The sequence below is a fragment of the Pseudomonas azerbaijanorientalis genome (assembly GCF_019139795.1).
Classification (GTDB): Bacteria; Pseudomonadota; Gammaproteobacteria; order Pseudomonadales; family Pseudomonadaceae; genus Aquipseudomonas; species Aquipseudomonas laurylsulfatiphila.
The window spans coordinates 5,248,693-5,273,402 of sequence record NZ_CP077078.1; the positions used below are offsets into that span (position 1 = coordinate 5,248,693).

The window sequence follows — 24,710 nt, forward strand, 5'->3', positions numbered from 1 at the left end:
AAATATGCGCCGGCGCTTTATAGTGGCCGACCTCCGTTTCATCAAGTAGCCGAGCCCCATGTCCGAGCCACGCAAGATCCTCGTCACCAGCGCCCTGCCCTATGCCAATGGTTCGATCCATCTTGGCCACATGCTGGAATACATCCAGACCGATATGTGGGTGCGCTTCCAGAAGCACCGCGGCAATCAATGCATCTATGTCTGCGCCGACGACGCCCACGGTTCGGCGATCATGCTGCGCGCGGAAAAGGAAGGCATCACCCCGGAACAACTGATCGCCAACGTCCAGGCTGAACACAGCGCCGACTTTGCCGAGTTCCTGGTCGACTTCGACAATTTCCACTCCACTCACGCCGAAGAAAACCGTGAGCTGTCGAGCCAGATCTACCTGAAACTGCGTGACGCCGGGCACATCGCCACGCGCTCGATCACCCAGTATTTCGACCCGGAAAAGAAAATGTTCCTGGCCGACCGCTTCATCAAGGGCACCTGCCCGAAATGCGGCACCGAAGATCAGTACGGCGACAACTGCGAAAAATGCGGCGCGACCTACGCGCCAACCGACCTGAAGGATCCGAAGTCGGCGATCTCCGGCGCCACCCCGGTGCTCAAGGATTCCCAGCACTTCTTCTTCAAGCTCCCGGACTTCCAGGCCATGCTGCAAACCTGGACCCGCAGCGGCACCCTGCAGGATGCCGTGGCCAACAAGATCGCCGAATGGCTGGATGCCGGCCTGCAACAGTGGGACATCTCCCGCGATGCGCCGTACTTCGGTTTCGAGATCCCCGACGAGCCGGGCAAGTACTTCTACGTGTGGCTGGATGCGCCGATCGGCTACATGGCCAGCTTCAAGAACCTGTGCAACCGCACGCCGGAACTGGACTTCGACGCGTTCTGGGGCAAGGACTCCACCGCCGAGCTGTACCACTTCATCGGCAAGGACATCGTCAACTTCCACGCCCTGTTCTGGCCAGCCATGCTCGAAGGCGCCGGCTACCGCAAGCCGACCGGGATCAATGTGCACGGTTACCTGACCGTCAACGGCCAGAAGATGTCCAAGTCCCGCGGCACCTTCATCAAGGCCCGTACCTACCTGGATCACCTGTCGCCGGAATACCTGCGCTATTACTACGCGTCCAAGCTCGGCCGTGGCGTCGATGACCTCGACCTGAACCTCGAGGATTTCGTGCAGAAGGTCAACTCCGACCTGGTGGGCAAGGTCGTCAACATCGCCAGCCGTTGCGCCGGGTTCATTCACAAAGGCAATGCCGGCGTGATGGTCGACACCAACGCCGCGCCTGAGTTGACCGAAGCCTTCCTGGCCGCCGCGCCAGGCATTGCCGATGCCTACGAAGCCCGCGACTTCGCCCGCGCCATGCGTGAGATCATGGGCCTGGCCGACCGCGCCAACGCCTGGATCGCCGACAAGGCTCCGTGGTCGCTGAACAAGCAGGAAGGCAAGCAGGATGAAGTCCAGGCGATCTGCGCCACCGGCGTCAACCTGTTCCGCCAGTTGGTGATCTTCCTCAAGCCTGTGCTGCCGCTGCTGGCCGCCGACGCCGAGGCGTTCCTCAACGTCGCACCGCTGACCTGGAACGACCACGCGACCTTGCTCGCCAACCATCAGTTGAACGAGTTCAAGCCGTTGATGACCCGCATCGACCCGGTCAAGGTACAAGCCATGACCGACGCCTCGAAAGAAGACCTGACCGCCAGCCAGACCGACACCGGCGAAGCCGCACCTGCCGGCAATGGCGAACTGGCCAAGGATCCTCTGTCGCCGGAAATCGAGTTCGACACCTTCGCGGCAGTCGATTTGCGCGTCGCGCTGATCGTCAAGGCCGAACACGTAGAAGGCGCCGACAAGCTGTTGCGCCTGACCCTCGATATCGGTGACGAGCAACGCAACGTGTTCTCCGGGATCAAGAGTGCCTACCCGGATCCGTCCAAGCTCGATGGCCGCCTGACCATGATGATCGCCAACCTCAAGCCACGGAAAATGAAGTTCGGCATCTCCGAAGGCATGGTGATGGCAGCCGGTCCTGGCGGTGAAGAGATCTACCTGCTCAGCCCTGACAGCGGCGCCAAGCCGGGTCAGCGCATCAAGTAAGATCCGCGGCAAATCGATCCCACAGTCGCGCCTGACGCGACTGTGGGATTTTCATGTCTGGCCCATACTGACTCCCACAGAGTTATCCAGCATCGGATATGGACGATCATGACTGAAACGCTTCTGACGCTTATCAGTGCAGCCCTGATCAACAACCTCGTGTTGCACTGGCCGCTGGGCGTCGATCCGCTATTGGGCAGCGAACGTCGGCAAATCCATGCGCTGGGCATTGCGACCACGTGCCTGATGCTGATTGTCGGCATCCTCGGCTATGCGCTCTACCACTGGCTGCTGGTCCCATTGCAACTGACGTCGCTGCGCCTGTTCGTGTTCCTGCCATTGAGTGTATTGCTGATCGCTCCGTTACTGACCGTGCTGGCACGGTTATTTTCGACGCTGACATTCGAGGGACTCTGGCCATTGCTGCTGGGTAACGCTGGTGTGCTCGGGGTGGCGCTGCTCAATGCCCAGGAAGATAAAGGATTGTTTCACGCCACGGCCCTGAGCCTGGGTGCCGGCCTGGGATTCTGGCTGGTGCTGAGTCTGTTCCAGGACCTGCGACAACGCACACTCGACAACGATGTGCCCCTGCCCTTTCGTGGCCTGCCGATCGACCTGATCGGTGCCGGCCTGATCGCAGTGGTTTTTCTCGGATTCAGCGGATTGATCAAAACATGAGTCTGATTCAAAGCATCGACGCACTCTTGCCGCAAACCCAATGCGGCAAATGCGGCCACCCCGGGTGCAAACCGTACGCCGAAGGCATTGCCAGCGGCGAGCCGATCAACAAGTGCCCGCCCGGCGGCAACGAAACCATCGCGGCGCTGGCCGAGTTGCTGAAGGTACCGGTGCTGGAGCTGGACATCACTCGCGGCTCGGCACCTGCGCAGATTGCCTATATCCGCGAAGCCGAGTGTATCGGTTGCACCAAGTGCATTCAGGCCTGCCCGGTCGATGCCATCGTTGGGGCGGCCAAACTGATGCACACGGTGATCATTGATGAATGCACCGGTTGCGACCTCTGCGTAGCACCGTGCCCGGTGGACTGCATCGAAATGCGTCCACTGCCGCTGGACACTGTATTGCCGGTTGTCGGGGGGCTGGCCCTCACACCGCAAGCGCAGCAGGCCCGTGCCCTCAAGCGCGATCACGCGCGGCGCCGCTTCGAACAACGCAATGCCCGCTTGCAGCGCGAAGAGCAACAGAAAATCGCCGAACGCCAAGCCCGGCAACGTGCCACGCAACCTAGCGAAGCGGCAGTCGACCCGGTACAGGCCGCCCTCGAGCGCGTCCGCGCACAGAAAGCCGCCACTGCCGATGCCGCGCTGAAAAAGGCGAAGATCGATGTGGCGATGAGTCGGGCACAGCTGCACAAATCGCTGAAAGCCTTCGGACATCCACCGACCTACGAACAGCAATCGCAGTTGATTGTCCTGCAACAGCAGTTCGAAGACGCCGAACAAAACCTGGTGCAACTGGAAAGCGCCGCGCCACCTGCCACTGCGCCGACGGTCGCAACGGTGTCGTCAAATGATGCCGATCTGAAGCGGGCCAAGATCCAGTTGGCCATGCGCCGTGCCGAACTCAAGAAGGCTCAGGCCAACGAAGCACCGGCGGAGCAAATCGAAGCCCTGGAGCGCGCACTCGGCGAAGCCGAACGCCAGGTGAACGCCCATGCCAGCCCTTGAAACCGTTGATGAGCGCCTGCAGCAGGCCATGAAGCTGGTGCTGCTGGCCGTGCTGCCGGGAGTGCTCGCAGCGTTCTGGCTATACGGCTGGGGCGTGTTGATCAACCTGGTTCTGGCGGCCGCTGCTGCGCTGGCCATTGAAGCTGCCATCGTGCAATGGCGCAAGCAACCGCTGAGGCCAACCCTGAGTGACGGTAGCGCGCTGGTCAGTGCCACCTTGCTGGCTCTGGCGCTGCCGCCTTACTGCCCATGGTGGCTGCCCCTTAGTGCTACAGCCTTTGCGATGATCTTTGGCAAGCACCTGTATGGCGGCGTCGGCTCAAATCCCTTCAACCCGGCGATGCTCGGGTTTGCTTTGGTGCTGGTGGCCTTTCCCCAACCCATGACCCATTGGCCATCGCCCCATGGCATGGACCTGTTGAGTGGCTTGCAGCAAGTGTTCGGTGTCGGCCAGGCACCGGATGCGTGGGTGCAGGCCACGGCACTGGACAGCCTGCGGGTCAACAAAAGCCTGACCATGGATGAACTGTTTGCCGGCAATCCGGCATTCGGCCACTACGGTGGACGCGGTGTGGAGTGGGTCAACCTGGCGTTTCTGGCGGGCGGAATGTTTCTCCTGCAACGAAGGGTGATCAGCTGGCATGCACCGGTCGGCATGCTGGCCAGCCTGTTCGTCATCAGCCTGTTGTGCTGGAACGGGTCGGGCTCCGACTCCCATGGCTCGCCGCTGTTCCACCTGCTGACCGGTGCAACCATGCTCGGGGCGTTCTTTATCATCACCGAACCGGTATCTGGCGCCAGAAGCCCTGGAGCAAAACTGCTGTTCGGCGTCGGCGTCGGGCTCCTGACTTATCTGATTCGTACCTGGGGCGGCTATCCGGACGGCATCGCCTTTGCAGTGTTGATGATGAACCTGTGTGTGCCGGCGCTGGAGCGGTTCGTGGCAGCCAGACAACAGCCGGAGGTGTCATGAGCCGGGCATCAAGCATCACGCTTCTGGTGTTTTTGGCCGCACTGGGCATGGGCGTGACGTACTTCGTGCAACTCGGCAGCGCGCCGCGCATTGCAGCCGAACAGCGTCTGCTCGACAGCCAGAATCTGCTGGACCTCATACCTTCAGACAGCTACGACAATCAACCACTCGACCACCCCATCAGGATCGATACAACCACCCTGGCAGACAGCACCTTGCTGGGTGGCTACCTGGCGACACGGGGCGACCGCCCCGTCGCGGTGTTGCTGCGCAGTCAAACCCTCGGCTACACCGGTGCCATCGAGCTAATGATCGCTGTCGATGCCAATGGCAGGTTGCTGGGCGTCAAAACCCTCAAACAGGCGGAAACACCTGGGCTGGGGGCACGGATCGCCGACTGGCCCAATGGCTGGCTGCAGATTTTTTCCGGAAAATCCCGAACAGAGCCCGGTGACAGCGGTTGGGCGCTAAAAAAGGATCAGGGGCAGTTCGATCAGATCGCAGGCGCGACCATCACCTCAAGAGCAGTGATCAATGCCGTGCACGATGCCTTGCGCTACTTTGATGAACACCGGCAACAACTGCTCGGGAACCCTGCCCATGGATAACTCATCCACTCTGCGCAACGCACTGATGCTGACGCCGCTGATCGGTGCCACCCACTCGCTGATGGCCGCACTTGGCCTGTGCCTGATGTTCATGGTGGTGACCTGGTTGTTCAGTCCGGCCATGGGCGCCCTGCGATCCCGACTGGTCCCGGCTGCCCGCTTGCCGGCCAGCGTTCTGTTGGCCGCCACGCTCACCAGTTGCGCGGAGCTCACGGCACAAGTCTGGTCGCTGCAATGGCAGCAGCATCTGGGGTTTTATGGCGCCATGATCGCCTTGCAATGCGTCGTACTGGAGCACACCGGGTTCTTTCAGAACGGCTGGCGCCAGCGCCTGCGACTCAGTGGCTTGTTTGTCACGTTGATGATCGCTATGGGACTGTTGCGCGAACTCATCGGCAACGCAACCCTTGGAAACCGACTATCGTGGCTGTCCGGTGCAACGCAAACTGACTGGCAAGGCTGGGTGCTGGTGGCCGATGGTGGTCTGCGCCTGGCCACATTGGTCCCTGGCGGGTTCATTCTGCTCGGACTGCTGATCGCTGCCTGGCAGGCCTGGCGCCCCAATCCCACACATTGATTGCCTACGAGGAAACGCACTGCCCATGAATGCCGCAAAACGTCTGGAAATTTTCCGCAGACTGCACGAAGACAACCCGGAACCCAAGACCGAACTGGCCTATTCCTCACCGTTCGAATTGCTGATTGCCGTGATTCTCTCGGCGCAGTCGACCGACGTCGGCGTCAACAAGGCCACCGCCAAACTGTTCCCGGTGGCCAATACCCCGGCGGCGATCCATGCCCTGGGTGTCGAGGGACTGTCGGAGTACATCAAGACCATCGGCCTGTACAACAGCAAAGCGAAAAACGTGATCGAAACCTGCCGCTTGCTGGTCGAGCGTCATGCCGGTGAAGTACCGCAAACTCGCGAAGAGCTGGAAGCGCTGCCCGGCGTCGGCCGCAAAACCGCCAATGTGGTACTCAATACCGCATTCCGTCAGCTGACCATGGCTGTCGACACGCACATTTTCAGGGTCAGCAACCGTACCGGCATTGCGCCCGGCAAAAATGTGGTGGAAGTCGAGAAAAAACTGATGAAATTCGTGCCCAGGGAGTACCTGCTCGACTCCCATCACTGGCTGATCCTTCACGGCCGCTATGTCTGCCTCGCCCGCAAGCCCCGATGCGGAAGCTGCCGGATCGAGGACTTGTGCGAATACAAGCACAAAACCTCCGACGATTGAGGCGCTATTGGGATTATTGAATTGTCGATTGAAAAAATCTTTTTTACCCGCCGGGAGATTGTCGATATAAGGAGCGCCAAAGGCCTTCTTAGCCTGGAGCAACTAAATGAGTACTGGCAAAGAGCAATTGGACGTAGAAGACGACTTCACCACCGCCGAAACCGATGACGCCGAGCCGGTGGTTGAAGTAGCGAAAACTAATCTGAGCAAACGCCGCACCATCGACAATCTGCTGGAGGAGCGCCGACTGCAAAAGCAATTGGCCGACTACGATTTTGACTTATGACACCTGAAAGCCTCCCGAAACGGAGGCTTTTTTTTAAGTGCCATACTTCAACAAACGCCCCTTGTCGCAAAGATACGCCATCACACCAGACCGTTGCGTTGTGCCAGCTCGATCAAATCGACCAAGGACCTTGCATTGAGCTTGAGCAACAGGCGGGTCTTGTAAGTACTGACTGTTTTATTGCTGAGAAACATCCCATCGGCAATTTCCTTATTGGTCTTCCCTCTGGCCAACTGCTGCAGGACCATCATTTCCCGCCCCGACAACCGATCAACCATGTCGGCCTCACTGGCGTTCCCCAAACTGCAACGCACGGTATGCAAGGCTTGATTGGGAAAGTAACTGTAGCCTGACAATACGGCCTTTATTGCACTGAGCAACTCCGTCAGGTCTTGTTGTTTGCAGACATAACCGGCCGCACCGGATTGCATGCAACGCATGGAAAAATGCCCCGGCGCCTGGGAAGTCAGGATCAGCACTTTCATCGGCATTGAGGTCGAAGACAAACGCGCGATGACTTCCAATCCGTCCAGCTTCGGAATCCCGATATCCAGAATGACAATATCCGGCGTAAGTTCACGGGCTAGTTGCAGTGCATCCACACCATTATCGGTTTCTGCAATAACTTCGTAGCCATGACGTTCCATTAGCATACGTACCGCAAGACGAATGACGGGGTGATCATCCACGATCAGCACTTTATTCATGGGCAAGTCCAATTTTCGCTGTTCGAATTTTTAGAGCCCGCACAATAGCCTAGTCGTTTCACCCATGGCATGTCGCCCCTTCCAACCACCCACACCAAGAGACATACCCTACAAACAACACGGATTTCTCCTACAAAAATCCCTCGAGCGGAATGAATTGAAAACTGTATCGGCGTCATGGTGGCGCAGTTTTCAGCAATCGGCCCTATCGATTTACAACCAGAATTTTCCAAAAGCCAGCGTGAACAACCGGGCCCTGACAAACACAAATATTTACTTCTGCGCCAGAACGTAACTTATATTTTCGCACTCAACACTCACACCAGAAATATCACACGCCAGACATCCAATTACTCTTACAGCGAATTATATTTTTTGAGCAATCATTAAAGCACCACCAGCAATCATAAAAAAACCCAAAACAGTCTCATCAAACAGACTTAAAAAAACACTCAAAAAATGAGAATTCAACATGAGTACAGAACATGGCAGAAAGATAATCACCAACCCGATGACAATCATTGCGATATTCGCAACACTCTCTGAAACTTCGGCCGCCGTTTCTCTCCCCTTCCTTGATCAAGAGGAAAGAGAACTCTATGTCTGGTTTCTGATCAGCTTTCCGTTTTATTTACTTTTGCTTTTTTTCGCGACACTCAACTTCAACTACCGGTCACTGTATGCGCCTTCCGACTTTGAAAAGGGAAAACATTTCATGAAAGCGATGGAAGATGCTGGGCGGTCGGAAAAAAAAGCGTCCGGGAAGTCGCCCGCGAATCCCGCTTTGGAAAGGCCATCGAATGGCCAGCAGCCAGCTCGGTCGCCCTGCGGTGCACATGACCCGCCAACGGAGATTGGTCTGCACAGCACCGTCTTCGTTCAGCATCAACTTCAGTTACCGGAATTTGTAAAAGACCTGTGCATCGTTGATACACGCGGTATGAACAAGGAGGTCGAATTTGAAACGCTGCTGGAAAAAATCCAGAAGCCACGGGAAAAAATGGCGTACGTGATTCTGTTTGTCACTAGTGCCATTTCAGAGACTTTACTGAAGGCCAGTGCGCTCAAACATTCCAGACAGACCAGGAAGCACTGCTCTGCCTTTTACATTGCCTACAATCCCGTCTCGCAAAGGTTGACGGTAATTGATCAAGCCGGCCAACCGGCAAACAACAATGCGTAGAACAGGACAGACCATCGGAAGGAGAAAGACAGGAAACCGTCAGCGGCACACCCGACAACGCAGTACCTGGCATCACACCCCATATTCAGGAGCCTGACCTCGTCGAGGACGAGGTCAGGTATCCATCACGAGTTCAAAGGTCTCAGAACAGCTTCCGGCCTTTGTTCGCCGCAATGCGCATGCGCAGGGCGTTGAGCTTGATGAAGCCCGCAGCATCCGCCTGGTTGTATGCGCCGCCATCTTCTTCGAATGTCGCGATGTTGGCGTCGAATAGCGAGTCATCGGACTTGCGGCCAGTGACGATCACATTGCCCTTGTACAGTTTCAGGCGCACAACGCCGTTCACATTGACCTGGGACGCATCGATCATCTGTTGCAGCATCAGACGCTCAGGGCTCCACCAGTAGCCGGTGTAGATCAGGCTGGCGTACTTGGGCATCAACTCGTCTTTGAGGTGAGCCACTTCGCGGTCCAGGGTGATCGATTCGATCGCACGGTGGGCACGCAGCATGATGGTGCCGCCAGGGGTTTCATAGCAGCCACGGGACTTCATGCCCACATAGCGGTTCTCGACGATGTCGAGACGGCCGATACCGTGCTCGCCACCGATACGGTTCAGGGTCGCCAGTACGGTGGCCGGAGTCATTTCGACGCCGTCCAGCGCGACGATATCGCCGTTGCGGTAGGTCAGCTCCAGGTACTGCGGCTTGTCTGGAGCGTTTTCCGGGGAAACGGTCCAGCGCCACATGTCTTCTTCGTGCTCGGTCCAGGTGTCTTCCAGCACGCCGCCTTCATAGGAGATGTGCAGCAGGTTGGCATCCATGGAGTACGGGGATTTCTTCTTGCCGTGACGCTCGATCGGGATCGCGTGCTTCGCGGCGTAGTCCATCAGCTTTTCACGGGACAGCAGGTCCCATTCGCGCCAGGGAGCAATCACTTTCACGCCAGGTTTCAAGGCGTACGCGCCCAACTCGAAACGAACCTGGTCGTTGCCCTTGCCGGTGGCGCCATGGGAAATGGCGTCAGCGCCGGTTTCGTTGGCGATTTCGATCAGGCGCTTGGCAATCAGCGGACGAGCGATGGAAGTACCCAGCAGGTACTCGCCTTCGTAAACGGTGTTGGCGCGGAACATCGGGAAAACGAAATCGCGCACGAACTCTTCGCGCAAGTCGTCGATGTAGATCTCTTTGACGCCCATGGCCTGAGCCTTGGCGCGTGCAGGTTCGACCTCTTCGCCCTGACCCAGGTCAGCGGTGAAGGTCACCACTTCACAGTTATAAGTATCCTGCAGCCACTTGAGGATCACCGAAGTGTCCAGGCCGCCGGAATACGCCAGAACGACCTTGTTTACGTCCGCCATGCCATCACTCCACGGGGTTCTACGGAAAGCCGTGAAGTCTACCGCTCATGCAGGATAATTTACAGAGGCGCGACAGCTTATGACGACCAAGCGACAGAATCTGTCGAGAGCGCGACGATGACTTAAGGGTCAGGAAGTTGCCGAAGTGACCGCTTTCGTCGCTTGCGGGGCAACTTGTTCCGCGGGCGCTCCCCGCTCCAGGCGTACCGCTACCCGACGGTTCTTCGCACGGTTGGCGTTGTTGGTATTGGGCGCCAGCGGATAACGTTCGCCATGGAAACGCAGGGTAATTTGCGACTCCTGGATGCCGTTGGCCTTGAAGAACTCCATCACTGCCAGGGCCCGGCGCCGCGACAGGTCGCGATTGGTCAGGCGGTTGCCGCTGTTGTCGGAGTGACCGTCGAGCTCGATGTGATTGACCGTCGGATCAGCCTTCATGTACTCCAGCATGACCTGCAGCTTGGCTTTCGCGGCATTGTCGAGCTCGATACCGCCGCCAGGGAAGCCGATTTGGGATTGTTTCACCTGCTCGAAGTTCTGCGGCAACAGTTTGGCCACGCAGCCTTGATAATCGGCAAACGCCTGGGTGAACCTGACCGGCAGCAAGCGCACTTCCGACACCCGGCCATCTCCCGAGGAATGGCGAACCACCGGGCTGCGACCGTCCATCAGACCGCTGATCAGGCGTCCGGCCTGCACCTGTGAACTGTTGAACAACACGTTGCCGCTACCGATTCTCACCGTGCCCAGGTTTATATCCTCACGCCCCGGTTGCCACGGTGCGGCAGCCGCCAGCAAGGTCGCCGAACCTCCGCCCATCATCGGGTTATAGGCTTTGAGACGAAACGTTGCCTGCTCACCGGCTTTGCGCACGAACTCCCCCGAACCGAAGTCGGTAATCGGCTGCGTCAGGCGGCATTCGAACTTGTCGCCTTCGACCGTCCACTCAATGCTCTCCAGGCGGGTCTGAAAAGTGAGCGCCATCGCAGGAAGGCTGGCAAACACACTGAGCAAGGCTAAATAACGCTGGCGCACGGGAGGCTCCACTGGCTTCTACAACAAAAAGACCGACACACACATGTTTACGGCATACCCGTTGGATATCGGAAGCTTGCGGCAAAACTTGATAGCGAGTGCCTGCAAGAGTCTTTTCCGGTAGCATTCCCTTGAGTTTGACCCGCCTGGAATCCCCTCATGTCCGACCGCCTGACCCTGCTGCGTCCCGACGACTGGCACATTCATCTTCGCGATGGTGCCGTGTTGACCAATACCGTCGCGGATGTCGCGCGCACCTTTGGCCGCGCCATCATCATGCCCAACCTGGTTCCGCCGGTGCGCAACGCGGCTGAAGCCGACGGCTATCGCCAGCGGATTCTCGCTGCCCGCCCGGCCGGCAGCCTGTTCGAGCCGCTGATGGTCCTGTACCTGACCGACCGCACCCAGCCTGAAGAGATCCGTGAGGCCAAGGCCAGCGGATTCGTGCACGCCGCCAAGCTGTACCCGGCCGGCGCAACCACCAACTCGGACTCTGGTGTTACCAGCATCGACAAGATTTTCCCTGCACTCGAGGCCATGGCCGAAGTCGGGATGCCGTTGCTGATCCACGGCGAAGTCACCCGTGGCGATGTCGACGTGTTCGACCGCGAAAAAATCTTCATCGACGAGCACATGCGTCGTGTGGTCGAGCGTTTCCCGACCCTCAAGGTGGTGTTCGAACACATCACCACCGCTGAAGCCGTGCAGTTCGTCAACTCGGCTTCGGCCAACGTTGGCGCGACCATCACCGCGCATCACCTGCTGTACAACCGCAACCACATGCTGGTGGGCGGGATTCGGCCGCATTTCTACTGCCTGCCGATCCTCAAGCGCAATACGCACCAGGAAGCCCTGCTCGACGCCGCCACCAGCGGCAGTGAAAAATTCTTCCTCGGCACCGACTCGGCCCCCCACGCCCAGCACGCCAAGGAAGCCGCTTGTGGTTGCGCCGGCTGCTACACCGCTTATGCGGCGATCGAGATGTACGCCGAAGCGTTCGAACAGCGCAATGCTCTGGACAAGCTCGAAGCCTTCGCCAGCCTCAACGGCCCGCGTTTCTATGGTCTGCCGGCCAACACCGATCGCATCACCCTGGTCCGCGAAGAATGGACCGCCCCTGCCAGCCTGCCGTTTGGCGAGCTGACCGTTATCCCGCTGCGCGCCGGTGAAAAACTGCGCTGGCGCCTGCTGGAGGAACACGCGTGAGTGAAGACCATTTCGACGACGAACTGGAAGGCAATGGCGGCGGTGGCGGTTCCCGTCATCCAATGGCCGCACGGTTTCGTGGTTACCTGCCGGTTGTCGTCGACGTAGAAACCGGTGGCTTCAACTCCGCCACCGATGCCCTGCTGGAAATCGCCGCGACCACCATCGCCATGGATGAAAAGGGTTTTGTCTACCCGGATCACACCTACTTCTTCCGGGTCGAGCCATTCGAAGGCGCGAACATCGAAGCGGCCGCCCTGGAATTCACCGGGATCAAGCTCGATCACCCGCTGCGCATGGCCGTGAGTGAAGAGTCTGCTCTCAACGATATCTTCCGCGGCGTGCGCAAGGCACTCAAGGCCAACGGTTGCAAACGGGCGATCCTGGTCGGGCATAACAGCAGCTTCGACCTGGGCTTCCTGAATGCGGCGGTTGCGCGTCTGGACATGAAGCGCAATCCGTTCCATCCGTTCTCCAGTTTCGATACTGCGACACTCGCGGGCCTGGCATACGGCCAGACCGTGCTGGCCAAGGCGTGTCAGGCAGCGGACATCGACTTCGACGGTCGCGAGGCCCACTCGGCCCGCTACGACACCGAAAAGACGGCAGAGCTGTTCTGCGGCATCGTCAATCGCTGGAAACAGATGGGTGGCTGGGAAGACTTCAACGATTGATGGCTTTCTGTAGGAGCGAGCCTGCTCGCGATGGTCGTGAACGATAACGCGGGGAATCTGACACCCAGCGGTGTTCTTGAGGTCATCGCGAGCAAGCTCGCTCCTACACAGTCCCGGCGTTATCCCGCGCATAAAAAAACCGGCCTCGATGGCCGGTTTTTTTTTACCTGCAGCGTGCGCCTTACAGAGCGGCAGCGTGCTCGGTCAGGTAAGCCGCTACGCCTTCTGGCGAAGCGTTCATGCCTTTGTCGCCTTTCTTCCAGTTGGCAGGGCAGACTTCGCCGTGCTCTTCGTGGAATTGCAGAGCGTCGACCAGACGCAGCAGCTCTTCCATGTTACGGCCCAGCGGCAGGTCGTTGATGATCTGCGAACGGACAACGCCTTTGTCGTCGATCAGGAACGCGCCACGGAACGCTACGCCATCAGCGGACTGAACGTCGTAGGCCTTCATGATTTCCTGCTTGATGTCGGCAGCCATGGTGTAGCGAACTTCGCCGATACCGCCATTGTTGACCGGGGTGTTGCGCCAGGCGTTGTGGGTGAAGTGCGAGTCGATCGACACGGCGACCACTTCAACGTTGCGCGCCTTGAACTCGGACATGCGGTTGTCCAGAGCGATCAGCTCGGACGGGCAAACGAAGGTGAAGTCCAGCGGGTAGAAGAACACCAGGCCGTATTTGCCTTTGATCGCCGAAGACAGGGTGAAGCTGTCAACGATCTCGCCATTGCCGAGTACGGCCGGTACGGTGAAGTCAGGGGCTTGTTTGCCTACGAGTACGCTCATTGGATATCTCCTGGTGTAATAGCGTGAGAAACAGGTTTCGCATCAGCCTGCCACCCTGAGGCGACAGCCCTGTGACACGAACCCCGGTCGCAAAAGACCGGCCATCATACACCGCGTATTTGAGCTGGCTTAGCTGTTTTTTCCCGGTACGATGAAATCCCCGACGGTTTTGTATCGCCGGTTTGCCATATTGACCGTTCGTCAGCCGCCCCCCGCTTATGACGAAAAGTACTCTGAAACCACTTTGACAATCATTCTCGTTAACATTAAGATCCATCGCAATTGAGTCACAATCAGCGACGGTCCTTCCTTATGTATGTCTGCCTCTGCACTGGCGTCACCGACGGTCAAATCCGCGATGCGATCTATGAAGGATGCTGCAGCTACAAGGAAGTCCGCGTAGCTACCGGCGTTGCCAGTCAATGCGGCAAATGTGCCTGCCTCGCCAAGGAAGTGGTCCGAGAGACCCTGACCAAACTGCAAACGGCCCAGGCTGCAATTCCCTATCCAGCAGAATTTACAGCCGCTTGAGTATCGATTTTCAAAGAACCGGACATATGTCCGGTTTTTTTATGCCTCAAAATCAACTAGTTATGCTCTAGACGCGGAACACAAACATTCTTATTCCGATTAATTTTCATTTAAGTTTCAATAACTTAGGTTTGACACTATTAAATACGCGGCTCAAACTCTGTTCTATTGACAGCTAATACAGGGCAGGACCCCATCATGAAAGGCGACGTTACAGTCATCCAGCATCTCAACAAGATCCTTGCCAATGAGCTGGTCGCGATCAATCAATACTTCCTGCATGCGCGCATGTACGAAGATTGGGGCCTGAACAAGCTAGGCAAACACGAGTACCACGAGTCCATCGACGAGATGAAGCACGCGGACAAGCTGATCAAGCGGATCCTGTTCCTTGAAGGCCTGCCGAACGTTCAGGACCTGGGCAAGCTGCACATCGGCGAACACACCAAGGAAATGCTCGAGTGCGACCTGCGTATCGAGAAAACCGGCCATGCCGACCTTAAGGTAGCCATCGCGCATTGCGAAACAGTGGGCGACTTCGGCAGCCGTGAGCTGCTTGAAGATATCCTCGAGTCTGAAGAAGAACATATCGACTGGCTGGAAACCCAGTTGGGCCTGATCGACAAGATCGGTATCGAAAACTATCTGCAATCGCAGATGGGTGAAGACGAGTAAGTTCCGGGCCATTAATTTCGATGCAATAAAAAGCCCCGCCCTCTTTCGAGTGGCGGGGCTTTTTTATGCCGTTGTAGGAGCGAGCTTGCTCGCGATGGTGGCCAACGATAACGCTGGAAATCTGGTTTCCCGCGGCGTTCTTTAGACCATCGCGAGCGAGCTCGCTCCTACAGGAAGCGAATCAGGCCTCGGTCTTTGGAGCAGCGGCCTTGGCGGCGGCGTCCTTGATCAGGCTCTGCAGCGAACCGTCAGCGGCCATTTCAGTCATGATGTCGCTACCGCCGACCAGCTCACCGGCAACCCACAGTTGCGGGAAGGTTGGCCAGTTGGCGTATTTTGGCAGGTTGGCGCGGATTTCCGGGTTCTGCAGGATGTCCACGTACGCAAACTTTTCACCACACGCCATCACGGCCTGCGCAGCTTTCGCGGAGAAGCCGCACTGCGGGGCATTTGGCGAGCCTTTCATGTAAAGCAGAATGGTGTTGTTGGCAATCTGCTCTTTAATCGTTTCGATGATATCCATGGAGCACCTCGGCTGAACTTTCCGACTCATGGGTCGGCACGGTGGCGCATTGTAACGGAAAGCCGAGCGCCCTGCTCGGTCTCTCCGTCAGACTGATTCAAGCCGCCGCCACGGTCACTGGCACGCCATTGAGCGCGGCATTTCCCGACAGTTCGTCAATCCGGCATTCGTCGGTCAGGTCGTTGGCGCTGGAGCCCGGCTGGCTGCTGGCAATCGACATTTGCACGCCCGGCCGCGCGTGGCCCCAGCCGTGCGGCAGGCTGACCACGCCTTTCATCATATCAAGACTGCCCAGCACTTCGACCTCAATCACACCCACCCGCGAACTGACCCGAACGCGCTGTCCGTCACTGAGCCCGCGACTGGCCAGATCGTCCGGATGCATCAGCAACTGGTGTCGAGGCTTGCCCTTCACCAACCGATGATAGTTATGCATCCATGAGTTGTTGCTGCGTACATGCCGGCGGCCAATCATCAACAACTCGTCGGCGGCCGGCGCCTTCAAGGCAGCGAAGCGCGCCAGGTCAGCGAGAATCGCCGCCGGTGCGGCCTGGATGCGTTGATTGGCAGTCTTCAGGCGTGGTGCCAGGTTGGGCTTGAGCGCCCCCAGATCGACACCATGGGGATGATCGAACAAAGTCGCCAATGACAGCTTGAACTCTGAAGTGTCGCCGTACATCCCCATGCGCAGGCCGCGATCGATCATTTGCGCCGGTGCAATGGTAGGTTTCAACTCTTTGCCGGTCCTGGCGGCAAATGCCTTGGCCAGCCCGACGAAGATCTCCCAGTCGTGCAATGCCCCTTCGGGTTTGGCGAGGATTGCGCGGTTGAAACGACTGACGTTGCGCACCGCGAACAGGTTGAATGTAGTGTCGTAATGATCGTTTTCCAGCGCCGATGTGGACGGCAGGATCAGGTCGGCGTAGCGCGTGGTTTCATTGATGTACAGGTCGATGCTGACCATGAAATCCAGCCCGTCCAGTGCCTGCTCGAGCTTTCGGCCATTGGGCGTGGACAGCACCGGATTGCCCGCCACGGTGATCAGCGCCCGGACTTGCCCTTCTCCTTCGGTGAGCATTTCTTCGGCCAGCGCAGAGACTGGCAGTTCTCCGGCGTATTCCGGGCGCCCGGAAACCCGGCTCTGCCACAGATTGAAATGTCCGCCCGAAGTCGTCGCCACCAGATCCACCGCCGGCTCGGTGCACAAGGCACCTCCCACGCGGTCGAGGTTGCCGGTGACCAGATTGATCAACTGCACCGCCCAGTGACAAAGTGTTCCGAAGGCTTGGGTCGAGACGCCCATGCGGCCATAACAGACAGCCGAGGGCGCCGCGGCGAAGTCTCGCGCCAATTGGCGGATCTGTTCGGCGGGTACGGCGCACAACGGACTCATGGCCTCGGCGGTGAACGACGCGACGGCCTCCCGCACGTCCTCCAGACCGTCTACCGGCAGATGGCTGTCGCGGGTCAGACCTTCAGCGAACAAGGTGTTGAGCAACCCGAACAACAGCGCGGCATCACCGCCCGGGCGCACGAACAGATGCTGATCGGCAATCGCCGCCGTTTCACTGCGGCGAGGGTCGACCACCACCACTTTGCCACCCCGGGCCTGTATCGCCTTCAAGCGTTTTTCCACATCCGGCACGGTCATGATGCTGCCGTTCGAAGCCAGCGGGTTGCCGCCCAGGATCAGCATGAAATCGGTGTGATCGATGTCCGGGATCGGGAGCAGCAAACCGTGGCCGTACATCAAATGACTGGTCAGGTGATGGGGCAATTGATCGACCGACGTCGCGGAAAACCGGTTGCGGGTTTTCAGCAGGCCGAGGAAGTAATTGCTGTGGGTCATCAGCCCGTAATTGTGCACGCTCGGGTTGCCTTGATAGACCGCCACGGCGTTTTGCCCATGACGCTCCTGAATCGCCGCCAGGCGCTCGGCCACCAGGTTGAATGCCGCTTCCCATTCGATGGGCTGCCATTCATTGCCCACCCGCTGCATCGGCTGATGCAGGCGATCCGGATCGTTCTGGATGTCTTGCAGGGCCACGGCCTTGGGGCAGATGTGGCCACGACTGAATGTGTCCTGGGGATCGCCTTTGATCGACGTGATCTGCACTTTACCGCCTTCGACTTCGGTGGTTTCAATGGTCAGGCCACAGATGGCTTCGCACAAATGGCACGCACGGTGATGGAGAGTCTTGGTCATGGCCAGTCTGTCTTGTTATGGGCGGGCAACGATGGCCGCGGAAACAAAACTATGGCGCCAGACCCGACGCCACGCCAGCGACGTTCGTCTTGTGAATCGAGGGATATCAGGCCAGCCGATGGCCGCGCAGGTTCAGTTCGACGGCAGCCTGGGCGGCGCCTGCAAGTGGATTTGCTGAAGGGGTTCAATCGGTTCGTGGGGGGCCATGCACACCGATCAGGCGCCCGTGTTCGTCGAGCCTGGCAGGGATGAATGACAGGTCAGAAACCGACTGTCAGCGCACCATTGCCGCCCCGCCTGATTGCCAAGCCCCGAGAGGCCGGTGTACAAATGAACCGCTGTTTTCAGGAAACAGGCTTCAAAAGCGCTACCTCGGTGAACCCGTAGCACCTCTGAAACTCCCTAAAAACCGTAGCCCTATTGGTAAGACGCGACATTTAATTATAAGATCGCGCCTTCCCCTATTTCGTCGCCCCGTGCGGCTTACGCCGCAGGTCTCGCCCGTTGTTCCGTCAAACAAGGCTTTGAGCATCTGCGGTTTGTAGCAAAAAGGTAGTCAATGATGAGCGCAAGGCACTTTCTCTCCCTGATGGATTGCACGCCCGAAGAGCTGGTCAGCGTGATCCGTCGAGGCGTTGAGCTCAAGGACCTGCGTAACCGCGGCGTACTGTTCGAGCCTCTGAAAAACCGCGTCCTGGGGATGATTTTCGAGAAATCCTCGACCCGCACCCGGATCTCCTTCGAGGCCGGCATGATCCAGCTCGGCGGCCAGGCGATCTTCCTGTCGCCACGCGACACCCAACTGGGCCGTGGCGAGCCGATCGGCGACTGTGCCATCGTCATGTCGAGCATGCTCGACGCGGTGATGATCCGTACCTTTGCCCACAGCAACCTGACCGAATTCGCCGCCAACTCCCGCGTACCGGTGATCAACGGCCTGTCCGATGACCTGCACCCGTGCCAGTTGCTGGCCGACATGCAGACCTTCCTCGAACACCGCGGCTCGATCCAGGGCAAGACCGTGGCCTGGATCGGCGATGGCAACAACATGTGCAACAGCTATATAGAAGCGGCGATCCAGTTCGACTTCCAGTTGCGCGTTGCCTGCCCGGAAGGCTACGAGCCCAACCCGGTGTTCCTGGCCAAGGCCGGCGATCGGGTCTCCATCGTTCGCGACCCGAAAGATGCCGTGCGTGGTGCACACCTGGTGAGCACCGACGTCTGGACCTCCATGGGCCAGGAAGAGGAAACCGCCAAGCGTCTGCAACTGTTCGCACCGTACCAGGTCAACCGCGCCCTGCTCGACCTGGCCGCTGACGACGTGCTGTTCATGCACTGCCTGCCAGCGCACCGTGGCGAGGAAATCAGCGTCGACCTGCTCGACGACAAACGCTCGGTAGCCTGGGATCAAGCCGAAAACCGCCTGCATGCGCAAAAAGCCCTGCTCGAGTTCCTCGTCGAACCGGCGTATCACCACGCATGAGCCAGCCATTACTGCTTAACCTGCGCAACCTCGCCTGCGGCTATCAAGACCAACGCGTGGTGCAGAACCTGAACCTGCATTTGAACGCCGGTGACATCGGTTGCCTGCTGGGCTCTTCCGGCTGTGGCAAGACCACCACACTGCGGGCGATTGCCGGTTTCGAACCGGTACACGAAGGCGAAATCCAGCTGGCCGGCGAAACCATCTCCAGCGCCGGCTTCACCCTCGCCCCAGAGAAACGCCGCATCGGCATGGTGTTCCAGGACTACGCGCTGTTCCCGCACTTGAGCGTGGCCGACAACATCGCCTTCGGCATTCGCAAGCATCCGCAAAAGGATCGCGTCACCGAAGAACTGCTGGAACTGGTCAACCTGAAGAACCTCGGCAAGCGTTTCCCCCACGAGCTTTCCGGTGGGCAGCAGCAACGTGTCGCCCTGGCCCGCGCATTGGCGCCGGAACCGCAACTGCTGTTGCTCGACGAGCCGTTCTCCAACCTCGATGGCGAATTGCGCCGCAAGCTCAGCCACGAAGTACGCGACATCCTCAAGGCCCGTGGCACCAGCGCAATTCTGGTGACACACGACCAGGAAGAAGCCTTCGCGGTCAGCGACCACGTTGGCGTGTTCAAGGAAGGTCGACTGGAACAGTGGGATACGCCCTATAACCTGTATCACGAACCACTGACGCCCTTTGTAGCCAGCTTCATCGGCCAGGGCTATTTCATTCGCGGTCAGTTGAGCAGCCCGGAGTCGGTGCAAACCGAACTGGGTGAGCTGCGCGGCAACCGGGCCTACACCTGGCCGGTAGGCGGCGCCGTGGACGTGCTCCTGCGCCCGGACGATATCGTCTACGCACCGGACAGCGCACTGAAGGCACGAATCGCCGGCAAGACGTTCCTCGGTGCGTCGACCCTGTATCGCTTGCAACTGCCGACAGGTGCGCAGCTGGAGTCGATCTTCCCGAGCCATGTCGATCGTCAGGTCGGGGCGGAGGTGGGCATTCGTGTCGCGGCGGAACACCTGGTGCTGTTCCAGGCGTCCGGCAGCACGGCGGCGCAGATTCCGGCTGTTGAATCGGGTGTCCGGCGCTACAGCACAGCCAACTGACAAACATGGATTAAATGTGGGAGCGGGCTTGCTCGCGAAGGCGGTGAGTCAGTCGACATCAGCTTCGACTGGCACACTGCTTTCGCGAGCAAGCCCGCCCCCACAGTGGATTTGAGTCAACCCAGCATCAGCATTCCGCTCGCCACCAACGTCGCATCCCCACCGATCATCACCCGCTCACCTTCCAGCCGGCAGAACAACTCCCCGCCCCGGGTCGAACGCTGACAGGCCGCCAGGCTCGACTTGCCCAAACGCTTTGACCAGTACGGAATCAGAAGGCAATGGGTCGACCCGGTCACCGGGTCTTCATTGATGCCGATTGCCGGGGCGAAGTAACGGGAAACGAAATCGTGCTGCTCGCCCCGCGCCGTCACGATGGCGCCCAACCATGGCAGTTTCGCCAGGGCCACCATGTCCGGCTTGCAGTCGAGCACGGCTTGCTCCGACTCCAGCACCACGAACAGCTCATTCGAAGCCAGTACCTCGACAGACTTCACACCCAGTGCACGCTCGATGTCCGAGATCAGGTTCACCGGCGATGCAGTGATCGCCGGGAAATCCAGCCACAGCCGTCCACCTTCACGGGTCACACTCAACGGGCCGGATTTGCAGATAAAGTCCAGTCGCTCGACCGGCTCTTTATAGACCTCAAACAACACATGGGCACTGGCCAGTGTCGCGTGACCGCACAGTGGCACCTCGGTGGTCGGTGTAAACCAGCGGATGTGCCAGCCCTGCCCTTCGCGCACGACAAACGCCGTTTCGGCGAGGTTGTGCTCGGCGGCAATCTTCTGCATCAATTCATCGGCGAGCCAGGTATCGAGCCGATAGACCATCGCCGGGTTGCCGCTGAATGGCTGATTGCTGAACGCGTCGACCTGATGAAACTCAATCTGCATACCCATCTCCCTTTGTCAGACCGCCGAGCATGCAGCGCCGACCGAACCGGCACCAGTGACAGAACCGGCTGATTTTCACCATACAGCGCTGCGCTCACGCACGGCCGATATCGGCAAACTTCGCCTGGGTGTGTTCGGCCAGCACGGCCGGCGCCAGTTCGACTTCCAGTCCACGCCGGCCGGCACTGACAAAAATGCTGGCAAAGGGCTGGGCCGAGTTATCAATGAAGGTACGCAAACGCTTTTTCTGCCCCAGCGGGCTGATCCCGCCCAACAGATACCCCGTAGAGCGCTGCGCTGCCGCCGGATCGGCCATTTCGACCTTTTTCACGCCGGCGGCATGGGCCAGCCCTTTCAAGTCGAGGCTACCGACAACCGGCACCACAGCCACCAGTAACTCTCCTTTCTCGCTGGCCGCGAGCAAGGTCTTGAACACTTGCGCCGGGTCGAGCCCGAGTTTTTCCGCGGCTTCCAGACCATAGGAAGCGGCCTTCGGGTCATGTTCGTAACTGTGTACGCGATGTTCGGCCCGAACCTTTTTCAATAAATCCAATGCGGGGGTCATGGCAGCTCCAGACTGGGCGGCAGAAGAAAATACTGCGTCGGATTCTAGGACATTGATCGTTAAAAGGCTCTACGGCGGCGCATCCATGACGCCATTGCCTGGCCATCCCATTGCGCGATGACTCATTCATTCATGCAACGAATAGTTTTTTTGTGACCGACAGTTCACTTTCGACCTTTGACAGCAGCGTTTCTTGTCTATATTTTTTCGTTTCTGAAACTGTACGAAACGCCCTACCGTTGTACCCGGCAGTAAACCGCGACCAGGATGGGGATCCTGCCACGGAGAAAAACGCGCGTTGACCATGTAGGCAAGAACGCGCCAGACAACAAAAAAAATTGAGGTTTCAATGACTACTGCTTTACAACAACCGTCGCTCTCGAGCCAATGCATGGCCGAGTTTCTGGGTACGGCGCTGCTGATCTTTTTTGGTACCGGTTGTGTTGCCGCGCTCAAGGTCGCGGGTGCCAGTTTTGGCTTGTGGGAAATCAGCATTATCTGGGGCGTCGGCGTCAGCATGGCGATCTACCTCACCGCCGGGGTTTCCGGGGCTCATCTGAACCCTGCCGTCAGCATTGCCCTGAGCATTTTCGCGGACTTCGAAAAGCGCAAATTGCCTTTCTACGTACTCGCCCAAGTGGCGGGTGCCTTCTGTGGCGCATTGTTGGTTTACACGCTCTACAGCAATCTATTCTTCGAATTCGAACAAACGCAGCACATGGTTCGTGGCACGCAAGCCAGCCTTGAACTGGCCTCCGTGTTCTCCACCTTCCCGAATCCTGCACTCACCACCGCCCAGGCATTTCTGGTGGAGGTGATCATTACGGCCATCCTGATGGGCGTGATCATGTCCCTGACCGACGACAACAATGGCCTGCCCAAAGGCCCGTTGGCACCGCTGCTGATCGGCCTGCTGATTGCGGTGATCGGTAGCTCGATGGGACCGCTGACCGGTTTTGCCATGAACCCTGCGCGGGACTTCGGCCCTAAACTGATGACTTTCTTCGCTGGCTGGGGTGAAATTTCCCTCACTGGCGGACGCGATATTCCGTACTTCCTGATTCCTGTTTTTGCACCGATTGTCGGTGCCTGCCTCGGCGCCGCCGCCTATCGCGGGCTGATTGCCCGCCATCTGCCCAGCTCCGTAGCTGCTACAAAGGATGAGCTACCTGCCATTGACGGCAAACCCAGAACATCCTGATACCGTTGGCGCGTGCCCCTGCCCCTTGATCGCGCGCCAGACCTCACTCCCTTTTTTCGTCCAAGGCAATCGACATGACCGACACACAGAATAAGAACTACATCATTGCCCTCGATCAGGGTACGACCAGCTCCCGCGCGATCATTTTCGACCGCGACGCGAACGTGGTCTGCACCGCCCAACGGGAGTTCGCCCAGCATTACCCGCAAGCCGGTTGGGTCGAGCATGACCCGATGGAGATCTTCGCCACCCAAAGCGCCGTGATGGTCGAGGCCCTGGCACAAGCCGGCCTGCACCACGACCAGGTAGCCGCCATCGGCATCACCAACCAGCGCGAAACCACCGTGGTGTGGGACAAGAACACCGGTCGCCCGATCTACAACGCCATCGTCTGGCAGTGCCGGCGCAGCACCGAGATCTGCCAGCAGCTCAAGCGCGATGGCCACGAGCAATACATCAGCGACACCACCGGCCTGGTCACCGACCCCTACTTCTCCGGCACCAAGCTGAAGTGGATCCTCGACAACGTCGAAGGCAGCCGCGAACGTGCGCGCAACGGCGAACTGCTGTTCGGCACCGTCGACAGCTGGCTGATCTGGAAATTTACCGGCGGCAAGGTGCACGTCACCGACTACACCAACGCCTCGCGCACCATGCTCTTCAACATCCACACCCTGGAGTGGGACGCGAAGATGCTGGAGCTGCTGGATATCCCGCGCGAAATGCTCCCGCAAGTCAAATCGTCCTCGGAAATCTACGGCCATACCAAAAGCGGCATCGCCATCGGCGGTATCGCCGGTGACCAGCAAGCCGCTCTGTTCGGCCAGATGTGCGTCGAGCCAGGCCAGGCAAAAAACACCTACGGCACTGGCTGCTTCCTGCTGATGAACACCGGTGACAAAGCGGTGAAATCCAAGCATGGCATGCTGACCACCATCGCTTGCGGCCCTCGCGGCGAAGTGGCCTACGCGCTGGAAGGCGCGGTGTTCAACGGTGGCTCCACCGTGCAGTGGCTGCGTGACGAACTTAAAATCATCAATGACGCCCACGACACCGAATACTTTGCCAACAAGGTCAAGGACAGCAACGGCGTGTACCTGGTGCCGGCCTTCACCGGACTTGGCGCACCGTACTGGGACCCGTACGCCCGTGGCGCATTGTTCGGCCTGACCCGCGGCGTACGCGTGGACCACATCATTCGCGCCGCGCTGGAGTCGATTGCCTACCAGACCCGCGACGTGCTGGACGCCATGCAGCAGGACTCCGGCGAACGTCTCAAGGCCCTGCGCGTGGACGGTGGCGCGGTGGCCAACAATTTCCTCATGCAGTTCCAGGCCGACATCCTCGGCACGCAGGTCGAGCGCCCGCAAATGCGCGAAACCACAGCACTCGGCGCCGCTTACCTGGCAGGCCTGGCCTGTGGCTTCTGGGGCAGCCTGGAAGAGTTGCGTGGCAAGGCCGTGATCGAGCGCCGGTTCGAGCCGACGCTGGATGAAGCGGCGAAGGAAAAACTCTACGCCGGCTGGAAAAAAGCGGTCAGCCGCACCCGCGATTGGGCGGTTGAAGACGAGGCTGAATAAGCGAACTACATCCCCCGTATCTGTCTGTAACTGGTAGGGAGCGGATTCCTGCGGCATCATGGGCAAATTTTGCACGGCAGCCCAAA

At 58.8% G+C, this 24,710-nt stretch carries 25 protein-coding genes; 17 read left to right on the forward strand and 8 right to left on the reverse strand.

Annotated features, from left to right (window positions below; genetic code table 11):
* Positions 1-58: 58 nt before the first annotated feature.
* From metG to KSS91_RS23500, 8 genes are all read left to right on the forward strand, one after another.
* Positions 59-2,110: a methionine--tRNA ligase gene (gene metG, locus KSS91_RS23465; RefSeq protein WP_095965459.1), complete on the forward strand. Its 2,052-nt coding sequence runs from the start codon at positions 59-61 to the stop codon at positions 2,108-2,110.
* A gap of 108 nt (positions 2,111-2,218) precedes the next feature.
* Positions 2,219-2,788, forward strand: a complete 570-nt coding sequence (locus tag KSS91_RS23470; protein ID WP_217836270.1) for an electron transport complex protein RnfA — start codon at positions 2,219-2,221, stop codon at positions 2,786-2,788.
* Positions 2,785-3,798: an electron transport complex subunit RsxB gene (rsxB, locus tag KSS91_RS23475; RefSeq protein ID WP_217836271.1), complete on the forward strand. Its 1,014-nt coding sequence runs from the start codon at positions 2,785-2,787 to the stop codon at positions 3,796-3,798. Before KSS91_RS23470 ends, rsxB begins: the two co-directional genes overlap by 4 nt.
* The gene (locus KSS91_RS23480; RefSeq protein ID WP_217836272.1) at positions 3,785-4,771 is read left to right on the forward strand and encodes an RnfABCDGE type electron transport complex subunit D; all 987 of its coding nucleotides are present in this window, start codon (positions 3,785-3,787) and stop codon (positions 4,769-4,771) included. The genes rsxB and KSS91_RS23480 overlap by 14 nt, the downstream gene beginning before the upstream one ends.
* On the forward strand, positions 4,768-5,379 hold the full coding sequence (locus KSS91_RS23485) for an RnfABCDGE type electron transport complex subunit G (RefSeq protein ID WP_217836273.1): 612 nt from the start codon (positions 4,768-4,770) through the stop codon (positions 5,377-5,379). Before KSS91_RS23480 ends, KSS91_RS23485 begins: the two co-directional genes overlap by 4 nt.
* Positions 5,372-5,956 carry an Rnf-Nqr domain containing protein gene (locus KSS91_RS23490; protein ID WP_217836274.1) on the forward strand — a complete coding sequence of 195 codons (585 nt, stop codon included), beginning with the start codon at positions 5,372-5,374 and terminating at the stop codon, positions 5,954-5,956. The genes KSS91_RS23485 and KSS91_RS23490 overlap by 8 nt, the downstream gene beginning before the upstream one ends.
* Positions 5,957-5,981: 25 nt before the next feature.
* A complete protein-coding gene (gene nth / locus KSS91_RS23495) occupies positions 5,982-6,620 on the forward strand; it encodes an endonuclease III (protein WP_007972326.1) in 639 nt (212 codons plus the stop codon).
* A 106-nt stretch (positions 6,621-6,726) separates the two neighbouring features.
* Positions 6,727-6,906, forward strand: coding sequence for a PA3496 family putative envelope integrity protein (locus KSS91_RS23500; RefSeq protein ID WP_007972325.1), 180 nt, complete (start codon positions 6,727-6,729; stop codon positions 6,904-6,906).
* An 80-nt stretch (positions 6,907-6,986) separates the two neighbouring features.
* Here KSS91_RS23500 and KSS91_RS23505 read toward each other — a convergent pair whose 3' ends face one another.
* Complete coding sequence (locus KSS91_RS23505; protein WP_007972324.1) at positions 6,987-7,613, reverse strand: response regulator transcription factor; 627 nt, start codon at positions 7,611-7,613, stop codon at positions 6,987-6,989.
* A gap of 472 nt (positions 7,614-8,085) precedes the next feature.
* Between KSS91_RS23505 and KSS91_RS23510 the strand changes: the two genes are divergently transcribed.
* Positions 8,086-8,796, forward strand: coding sequence for a hypothetical protein (locus tag KSS91_RS23510; RefSeq protein WP_217836275.1), 711 nt, complete (start codon positions 8,086-8,088; stop codon positions 8,794-8,796).
* Positions 8,797-8,938: 142 nt separating this feature from the next.
* On the opposite strand, the gene KSS91_RS23515 is transcribed toward KSS91_RS23510, so the two are convergent.
* Both KSS91_RS23515 and KSS91_RS23520 read right to left on the reverse strand, forming a co-directional pair.
* On the reverse strand, positions 8,939-10,156 hold the full coding sequence (locus tag KSS91_RS23515; RefSeq protein ID WP_007972320.1) for an argininosuccinate synthase: 1,218 nt from the start codon (positions 10,154-10,156) through the stop codon (positions 8,939-8,941).
* A 129-nt stretch (positions 10,157-10,285) separates the two neighbouring features.
* The gene (locus KSS91_RS23520) at positions 10,286-11,191 is read right to left on the reverse strand and encodes a flagellar protein MotY (protein ID WP_126047375.1); all 906 of its coding nucleotides are present in this window, start codon (positions 11,189-11,191) and stop codon (positions 10,286-10,288) included.
* Between the two features lie 159 nt (positions 11,192-11,350).
* On the opposite strand from KSS91_RS23520, the gene pyrC reads away from it, so the two are divergent.
* Entirely contained in the window at positions 11,351-12,397 is a 1,047-nt protein-coding gene (gene pyrC, locus KSS91_RS23525; protein WP_217836276.1) for a dihydroorotase, read from the forward strand.
* On the forward strand, positions 12,394-13,071 hold the full coding sequence (gene rnt, locus KSS91_RS23530; RefSeq protein ID WP_007972317.1) for a ribonuclease T: 678 nt from the start codon (positions 12,394-12,396) through the stop codon (positions 13,069-13,071). Before pyrC ends, rnt begins: the two co-directional genes overlap by 4 nt.
* Positions 13,072-13,252: 181 nt before the next feature.
* Here rnt and KSS91_RS23535 read toward each other — a convergent pair whose 3' ends face one another.
* Positions 13,253-13,855 (reverse strand): peroxiredoxin, encoded by a 603-nt coding sequence (locus KSS91_RS23535; RefSeq protein WP_007971324.1) that lies wholly within the window; start codon positions 13,853-13,855, stop codon positions 13,253-13,255.
* Positions 13,856-14,167: 312 nt separating this feature from the next.
* On the opposite strand from KSS91_RS23535, the gene KSS91_RS23540 reads away from it, so the two are divergent.
* Positions 14,168-14,386 (forward strand): bacterioferritin-associated ferredoxin, encoded by a 219-nt coding sequence (locus tag KSS91_RS23540; RefSeq protein WP_007985869.1) that lies wholly within the window; start codon positions 14,168-14,170, stop codon positions 14,384-14,386.
* Positions 14,387-14,584: 198 nt separating this feature from the next.
* Positions 14,585-15,061: a bacterioferritin gene (bfr, locus tag KSS91_RS23545; protein WP_007985870.1), complete on the forward strand. Its 477-nt coding sequence runs from the start codon at positions 14,585-14,587 to the stop codon at positions 15,059-15,061.
* Positions 15,062-15,242: 181 nt separating this feature from the next.
* On the opposite strand, the gene grxD is transcribed toward bfr, so the two are convergent.
* Together grxD and KSS91_RS23555 are read right to left on the reverse strand one after the other, a co-directional pair.
* The gene (gene grxD / locus KSS91_RS23550) at positions 15,243-15,584 is read right to left on the reverse strand and encodes a Grx4 family monothiol glutaredoxin (RefSeq protein ID WP_007971318.1); all 342 of its coding nucleotides are present in this window, start codon (positions 15,582-15,584) and stop codon (positions 15,243-15,245) included.
* Positions 15,585-15,681: 97 nt separating this feature from the next.
* Complete coding sequence (locus KSS91_RS23555; RefSeq protein ID WP_217836277.1) at positions 15,682-17,790, reverse strand: molybdopterin oxidoreductase family protein; 2,109 nt, start codon at positions 17,788-17,790, stop codon at positions 15,682-15,684.
* Between the two features lie 562 nt (positions 17,791-18,352).
* On the opposite strand from KSS91_RS23555, the gene argF reads away from it, so the two are divergent.
* Entirely contained in the window at positions 18,353-19,273 is a 921-nt protein-coding gene (gene argF / locus KSS91_RS23560; protein WP_217836278.1) for an ornithine carbamoyltransferase, read from the forward strand.
* Complete coding sequence (locus tag KSS91_RS23565) at positions 19,270-20,379, forward strand: ABC transporter ATP-binding protein (RefSeq protein WP_217836279.1); 1,110 nt, start codon at positions 19,270-19,272, stop codon at positions 20,377-20,379. The genes argF and KSS91_RS23565 overlap by 4 nt, the downstream gene beginning before the upstream one ends.
* Before the next feature lie 116 nt (positions 20,380-20,495).
* Here the strand turns inward: KSS91_RS23565 and KSS91_RS23570 are convergent, their stop codons facing one another.
* Positions 20,496-21,278: a PhzF family phenazine biosynthesis protein gene (locus KSS91_RS23570; protein WP_217836280.1), complete on the reverse strand. Its 783-nt coding sequence runs from the start codon at positions 21,276-21,278 to the stop codon at positions 20,496-20,498.
* 94 nt (positions 21,279-21,372) lie between these two features.
* Positions 21,373-21,843, reverse strand: coding sequence for a Cys-tRNA(Pro) deacylase (ybaK, locus tag KSS91_RS23575; protein ID WP_007971306.1), 471 nt, complete (start codon positions 21,841-21,843; stop codon positions 21,373-21,375).
* A gap of 349 nt (positions 21,844-22,192) precedes the next feature.
* Between ybaK and KSS91_RS23580 the strand changes: the two genes are divergently transcribed.
* Together KSS91_RS23580 and glpK are read left to right on the forward strand one after the other, a co-directional pair.
* Entirely contained in the window at positions 22,193-23,044 is an 852-nt protein-coding gene (locus KSS91_RS23580; RefSeq protein WP_015096693.1) for an MIP/aquaporin family protein, read from the forward strand.
* A gap of 74 nt (positions 23,045-23,118) precedes the next feature.
* Positions 23,119-24,624, forward strand: a complete 1,506-nt coding sequence (gene glpK, locus KSS91_RS23585) for a glycerol kinase GlpK (RefSeq protein ID WP_015096694.1) — start codon at positions 23,119-23,121, stop codon at positions 24,622-24,624.
* The last annotated feature ends 86 nt before the right edge of the window (positions 24,625-24,710 follow it).

Bases quoted from the DNA above. Each gene is read 5' to 3' on its own strand.
- metG (WP_095965459.1), top strand. From the start codon at position 59: ATGTCCGAGCCACGCAAGATCCTCGTCACCAGCGCCCTGCCCTATGCC.
- KSS91_RS23470 (WP_217836270.1), top strand. From the start codon at position 2,219: ATGACTGAAACGCTTCTGACGCTTATCAGTGCAGCCCTGATCAACAAC.
- rsxB (WP_217836271.1), top strand. From the start codon at position 2,785: ATGAGTCTGATTCAAAGCATCGACGCACTCTTGCCGCAAACCCAATGC.
- KSS91_RS23480 (WP_217836272.1), top strand. From the start codon at position 3,785: ATGCCAGCCCTTGAAACCGTTGATGAGCGCCTGCAGCAGGCCATGAAG.
- KSS91_RS23485 (WP_217836273.1), top strand. From the start codon at position 4,768: ATGAGCCGGGCATCAAGCATCACGCTTCTGGTGTTTTTGGCCGCACTG.
- KSS91_RS23490 (WP_217836274.1), top strand. From the start codon at position 5,372: ATGGATAACTCATCCACTCTGCGCAACGCACTGATGCTGACGCCGCTG.
- nth (WP_007972326.1), top strand. From the start codon at position 5,982: ATGAATGCCGCAAAACGTCTGGAAATTTTCCGCAGACTGCACGAAGAC.
- KSS91_RS23500 (WP_007972325.1), top strand. From the start codon at position 6,727: ATGAGTACTGGCAAAGAGCAATTGGACGTAGAAGACGACTTCACCACC.
- KSS91_RS23505 (WP_007972324.1), bottom strand. From the start codon at position 7,613: ATGAATAAAGTGCTGATCGTGGATGATCACCCCGTCATTCGTCTTGCG.
- KSS91_RS23510 (WP_217836275.1), top strand. From the start codon at position 8,086: ATGAGTACAGAACATGGCAGAAAGATAATCACCAACCCGATGACAATC.
- KSS91_RS23515 (WP_007972320.1), bottom strand. From the start codon at position 10,156: ATGGCGGACGTAAACAAGGTCGTTCTGGCGTATTCCGGCGGCCTGGAC.
- pyrC (WP_217836276.1), top strand. From the start codon at position 11,351: ATGTCCGACCGCCTGACCCTGCTGCGTCCCGACGACTGGCACATTCAT.
- KSS91_RS23535 (WP_007971324.1), bottom strand. From the start codon at position 13,855: ATGAGCGTACTCGTAGGCAAACAAGCCCCTGACTTCACCGTACCGGCC.
- KSS91_RS23540 (WP_007985869.1), top strand. From the start codon at position 14,168: ATGTATGTCTGCCTCTGCACTGGCGTCACCGACGGTCAAATCCGCGAT.
- bfr (WP_007985870.1), top strand. From the start codon at position 14,585: ATGAAAGGCGACGTTACAGTCATCCAGCATCTCAACAAGATCCTTGCC.
- grxD (WP_007971318.1), bottom strand. From the start codon at position 15,584: ATGGATATCATCGAAACGATTAAAGAGCAGATTGCCAACAACACCATT.
- KSS91_RS23555 (WP_217836277.1), bottom strand. From the start codon at position 17,790: ATGACCAAGACTCTCCATCACCGTGCGTGCCATTTGTGCGAAGCCATC.
- argF (WP_217836278.1), top strand. From the start codon at position 18,353: ATGAGCGCAAGGCACTTTCTCTCCCTGATGGATTGCACGCCCGAAGAG.
- KSS91_RS23565 (WP_217836279.1), top strand. From the start codon at position 19,270: ATGAGCCAGCCATTACTGCTTAACCTGCGCAACCTCGCCTGCGGCTAT.
- KSS91_RS23570 (WP_217836280.1), bottom strand. From the start codon at position 21,278: ATGCAGATTGAGTTTCATCAGGTCGACGCGTTCAGCAATCAGCCATTC.
- ybaK (WP_007971306.1), bottom strand. From the start codon at position 21,843: ATGACCCCCGCATTGGATTTATTGAAAAAGGTTCGGGCCGAACATCGC.
- KSS91_RS23580 (WP_015096693.1), top strand. From the start codon at position 22,193: ATGACTACTGCTTTACAACAACCGTCGCTCTCGAGCCAATGCATGGCC.
- glpK (WP_015096694.1), top strand. From the start codon at position 23,119: ATGACCGACACACAGAATAAGAACTACATCATTGCCCTCGATCAGGGT.